The following is a 4481-nucleotide window of genomic DNA, read 5'->3' on the forward strand; positions in this document are numbered from 1 at the left end:
ATATCTACGTGGGTCGTGTGCGTCAGGACCTTGCCGATGATTGCGGGCTTACTTTCTGGCTCAGTGGCGATCAGATACGCAAGGGTGCCGCGCTTAATGCCGTGCAGATAGCCGAGTACCTCATCAAGGTTGGCAGCGTAAAATAGTCCGGCGGTAAAAAAGGTCTAAGTGTAAGTAAGGTAAAAACGCGTGACGTCACAATTGAACCGCGTCCCAAAAGTTTGATGGAAAACTTTTGGGACGCGGTTTGTTGTCGTGTGCCTTTTCCCTGCTAAGATAAATGAAATACGCGCCCGTTCTGTTAATTAAGCATAAATATCAGGCGGTGGCATCGTCAGCCGGCGCAACAAGTCGTATATTTACATCGAAATAAAAACCAAGTAATACATAAAACCATGAACAGAATTAAGGAAGCGGCTATCATAGCCATCGGAATCATAGGTCTCGGCCTGTGCATAAAAGGGGGAATAGACGATTTTGTAAATAAAGACCGCAAGGTTACAGTGAAGGGACTTGCCGAGAAAGAGGTGGCGGCCGACAAGGTGACATGGCCTATACAGACCAAGGAGTTGGGCGATGACCTGCCCGCTCTGTACGACAAGATCAGCGAGACCACGGCCAAGGTGAAAACGTTTCTGCGCCGTAATGGAATAGCGGAGAGCGAGATAAGCGTGAACGCGCCGCTCGTCACCGACCTCAAAGCCGATCAGTATAATGCCGACCGGCACAGGTACCGTTACATCATAACATCTACAATCACCGTTACGTCGCGCAATGTCAAGCGCGTGCGCTCGATAATAGCCCGCCAGGGTGAGCTTTTGAAGCAGGGAGTGGCCGTGGTAGACGCATACGCCGGCAGCGTGGAGTATGAGTATGTGTCGTTCCAGAAGATGAAACCGAAGATGATGCAGGAGGCCATACGCAACGCCGAGAAGACGGCAGAGCAGTTTGCCGAGAACAGCAATAGCCGCCCAGGAAAGATTATGACCGCCGATCAGGGCCAGTTCTCCATCTCAGACCGTGACTCCAATACGCCGTACATCAAGAAACTGCGTGTCGTAACTACTGTGACATACTCTCTCGAAGACTGATGTCCCGTACTGTGCGATATAGCCGATACTCATCTTTTTCTCCAAAGAATTTGTCTGTTTTACGTAAAAGTTGTACTTTTGCCAACTGAAACAAACAAAAATAAAGATGACTCACAATTTATTGAAAGGAAAGCGCGGCATAATCTTCGGCGCGCTCAATGCCGAGTCCATAGCATGGAAAGTGGCAGTGAAAGCAGTTGAGGAGGGAGCTACAATCACGTTGAGCAACACTCCGATGGCACTTCGTATGGGAGAACTGGACGAACTGAGCAAGCAGTTGAACGCCCCCGTTATCCCTGCCGATGCCACGAGCGTGGAAGATTTGGACAAGGTGTTCCGCGAGTCGGTGGAACTGCTCGGCGGAAAGATAGATTTTGTGCTCCATTCCATCGGTATGAGCCCCAACGTGCGCAAACACCGCACCTATGATGACCTTGACTATGGTTATCTTCTGAAGACACTCGACATCTCGGCCATATCATTCCACAAGATGCTCCAAGTGGCGAAGAAGCAAGATGCCATAGCTGATTACGGCTCGGTAGTGGCTCTCACATACGTTGCTTCGCAGCGCACGTTCTTCGGCTACAACGACATGGCCGACGCAAAGAGCATGCTCGAAAGTATCGCCCGCAGTTTCGGATATATCTATGGTCGTGAGAAAAATGTACGTGTGAACACCATTTCACAGTCGCCCACACCTACAACTGCCGGTAAAGGCATAAAGGATATGGACAACCTGATGGACTTCGCAAGCAAAATGTCGCCTCTCGGCAACGCTTCGGCAGAAGAGTGCGCAGAGTATTGCGTCATGATGTTCTCCGACTTCACGCGTAAAGTCACGATGCAGAACCTCTTCCACGACGGTGGTTTTTCGTCGATGGGTATGAGTCTGCGTGCCATGAACCAGTATGCCAAAGACCTTGCGCCTTACGAAGACGAGAACGGGAACATCGTTTACGGATGATTTAAAGGTAAAAAGGTAAAAAAGTAAAAAGGTGGAAAAGTAGAAAGGGTAAGACATTGCGGAATACGCGATGATATTAATTAAAAGGTGGGGAATAACGGTTTGGTCGTTTTCTCCACCTTTTTTATTTATTGTTTATCGGTCTTGTAGGAACGGAATTATGGATTATAGAATCTTGTTTTATTGCTCATGGATATGCCGTCGGCGCTTTTATTAAGCGCGTTCCGTTTTTCCGCAATGTCTTACCCTTTCTACTTTTCCACCTTTTTACTTTTCTGCCTTTTAACTTTTATTATCTTCCGCTTTCTATTATCATGCTCTTTGTCTTGCTGTTGAACCCGTCTGCCTCCATGAGTTGCTCTATGGTGAGGTGCATGCGGTATCTCCAATAGTGGCGTGGGTTTGCCGGAATGTTGATGCGCTCAGCGTCTTTGTCGGGCAGCCGCAGTTTTTCATCTGTGGCGAGCCAGTCTTGGAGCGACAGAAGGCATAGCATGGATGGACTTGCGAGCTGTCTGTCAACAATGTCCTCGGCCAGCCATCCGGGCAGAGGATGTGGGGCGTCGCCGGCCTTGTGTAGCACGGTGTTGAAGTATTCGCGTGCCCGTTGTTCGTCCTCGTCCCACCATTGGCGCAGTGTCGGCATGTCGTGCGTGCTGAAAGTGCATACCGAGCGATACGGGTTTTGGCTCAGATCGCCGAACCGTAAGCCCTCCGTTTTCGGCATCGACTGTATTTCAAGGCTCAAAATGCGCAGCTCGTTCATCACTCCCGGCACGCAGGCTGGCACCATTCCGAGATCTTCCGCGCATACGAGCATACGGGTGGCCTGGATAAGCAGTGGCAGCTTCTTCATCGCCTCGTCGTGCCAGAAAGAGTTGTTCCTACGGTAGAAATAGTCGTTGTAAAGGCGGTTGAAAGCGTGCCTGTCTTCGTCACATAACGTTTCGTATACGAAGTCGCCCTGTACCCCGATGCGCGGGTGAAATTTGTCGTCGTCATTATGGTCCCGTACGAAGAGCACATCACTGATCAGTGCGTACAGCCCGTCGCGCAGTTGTGTGTCCGCCGGTGCCGTCATGCCCTTGAAGGCGGCTTCCACTTTGCGCTGTGTGTCGTATTCGGGTCTCATTCTCCACATGTCGCCATGGCAGTGTTCGAGATATTTCGCTTTCACTTCCGGGGCCTTGTCGCCGAACGACTGCTCTATCGCACGGTCGGATATGAACGGCTCGGTGAAGTGCTTTTCGTTGAATGGCAGTCCGTATGCCTCAATCTCGCCCCGCGTCATTCCGAGCGACGGCGCAAACTGTCCGAGCAGTCCGTGTACCGAGTGCGACGGGATTTCCCATATCCTGAAAAAGCCCAGCACGTGGTCTATTCGGTAGGCGTCGAAGTATTGCGCCATCTTTGTGAACCGGCGCACCCACCACCGGCATCCGTCGGCCGTCATCTCGTCCCAGTTATATGTCGGGAACCCCCAGTTCTGGCCGTTTGCCGAGAAAGCGTCCGGTGGCGCTCCGGCCTGTCCGTCCATGTTGAAGTATCTCGGTTCCACCCACGCTTCCACTCCGTCCCGACTGATGCCGATGGGTATGTCGCCTTTGAGTATCACCCGTTTGCTGCGTGCGTACTCATGTACTTCACGCATCTGGGTGTCGAGATTGAACTGTACGAAATACCAGAAAGCCACCTCTTTGTATTCCGTCGTGCCATGGTTTCCCATCCGCTCACGCTCATCGTCGGTCAGTGTCTTGTGGTCGGGCCACTCGCCGAATGTCGCCGTGCCGTACATGTCGCGGTAATGGCAGAACGCCGCGTAGGGTACCAGCCACTCCCTGTTGGCGTCGAAGAACGTCTTGAACTCCGCCGACATCATCACCGTGGCACCCTCCTGTGCGAACAGTTCGCGCAGATATTCCGTTTTCGCCCTGTTCACCCGTTCATAGTCTATCCGCGGCAGCGCGTTCAGTTCCGTCCGCAATCTCTCGAAGTGTTTCCGCCGCGCTTCGTCTTTCAGGGCGGGCAGCCGGCGGAAGTCGGTATACTGCGGGTGCAGCGCGTATATGCTTATGCTGTTGTAGGGATAAGAGTCTGTCCATGTGTGTGTCATGCCGGTATCGTTTATCGGCAGCACCTGTATCACCCGCTGTCCCGTCATGTCAGCCCAGTCTGTCATCAGTCTGAGGTCGCCGAAGTCGCCCACTCCGAAGCTGCCTTCCGAACGCAGCGAGAATATCGGGATTACCGTTCCGGCCGCTCTCCACGGTGCCCGGTCAAACCGTGCCTGCGGCAGTTCCAGTACAACCGTTTCACCCTCCTTTACGGTGGGTATGGCGATGCGCCTGTTGCTACCGGTCTCCCATGCCGTCGAACCGTCTCTGTCATCAATGGTTACAAACTTGAACTCAGTCTCTTGTCTGCCG

The 4481-nt window shown here is 52.4% G+C and carries 3 protein-coding genes and 1 pseudogene; 3 read left to right on the forward strand and 1 reads right to left on the reverse strand.

From position 1 onward, the window contains the following. The 3 genes and pseudogenes from MoGM_RS02070 to MoGM_RS02080 all read left to right on the forward strand — a co-directional run. A pseudogene (locus MoGM_RS02070) lies at positions 1-146 on the forward strand (Asd/ArgC dimerization domain-containing protein); the annotation flags it as partial. A 249-nt stretch (positions 147-395) separates the two neighbouring features. Continuing rightward, positions 396-1091 carry an SIMPL domain-containing protein gene (locus tag MoGM_RS02075; protein WP_104368560.1) on the forward strand — a complete coding sequence of 232 codons (696 nt, stop codon included), beginning with the start codon at positions 396-398 and terminating at the stop codon, positions 1089-1091. Positions 1092-1197: 106 nt separating this feature from the next. Continuing rightward, complete coding sequence (locus MoGM_RS02080) at positions 1198-2055, forward strand: enoyl-ACP reductase (protein ID WP_104368561.1); 858 nt, start codon at positions 1198-1200, stop codon at positions 2053-2055. 292 nt (positions 2056-2347) lie between these two features. Here the strand turns inward: MoGM_RS02080 and MoGM_RS02085 are convergent. Further along, positions 2348-4481: 4-alpha-glucanotransferase (locus tag MoGM_RS02085; RefSeq protein ID WP_104368562.1), on the reverse strand; the 2134-nt coding region annotated here is incomplete at its 5' end.

Source organism: Prevotella sp. MGM1 (assembly GCF_002933775.1).
In the GTDB taxonomy this organism is placed as follows: Bacteria; Bacteroidota; Bacteroidia; order Bacteroidales; family Bacteroidaceae; genus Prevotella.